Origin of the sequence: Bradyrhizobium sp. NBAIM08 (assembly GCF_020193935.1) — a bacterium.
GTDB classification, from domain to species: Bacteria; Pseudomonadota; Alphaproteobacteria; order Rhizobiales; family Xanthobacteraceae; genus Bradyrhizobium; species Bradyrhizobium yuanmingense.
This window is the reverse complement of the sequence record NZ_JADYVR010000561.1, coordinates 1-430: the sequence shown is the minus strand read 5'-3', so window position 1 is coordinate 430 and position 430 is coordinate 1. Positions and strand designations below refer to the sequence as shown.

Here is a 430-nt window from a genome sequence, read left to right as displayed (position 1 = left end):
CCCCGTCGTTCCGCTCCTCCGAGCCCGAGATCGACGTCTGCGACGAGCTCGGGCTCGCGTTCCTGCCGTGGAGCCCCCTCGGCGGGATGAGCGGTGCCGCAGGGCTCGGCGACGACTTCGCGGCGTTCGGCAAGGTCGCCGCCAAGCACGGGGTGAGCCCGCAGCAGGTGGCGCTGGCCTGGGAGCTGGCCCGGTCCGCCAACGTGATCCCGATCCCTGGGGCGAGCCGGCCGGAGTCGGTCACCGACTCGACAGCCGCCGTCCACCTCCAGCTCGACGACGAGGACCTGGCCACGCTCTCCGCGCGTTGAGGTCGATCAGGACGCGCCCGCGGGGTCCCTGCTCGCTGTCCCGTTGAGCGCCACCACGGCCAGGTCAGGGTCGGTCTTCGGATCGGCATGCCCGGTGGCGATCTCGACCCGGTTGCGTC

General features: G+C 72.8%; 1 protein-coding gene. It reads left to right on the top strand.

Annotation, left to right across the window (positions count from 1 at the left end; translation table 11 throughout):
- On the top strand, positions 1-311 hold a 311-nt coding region (locus tag I6F37_RS40950), incomplete at its 5' end, for an aldo/keto reductase (protein ID WP_225154513.1).
- Between the last annotated feature and the right edge of the window lie 119 nt (positions 312-430).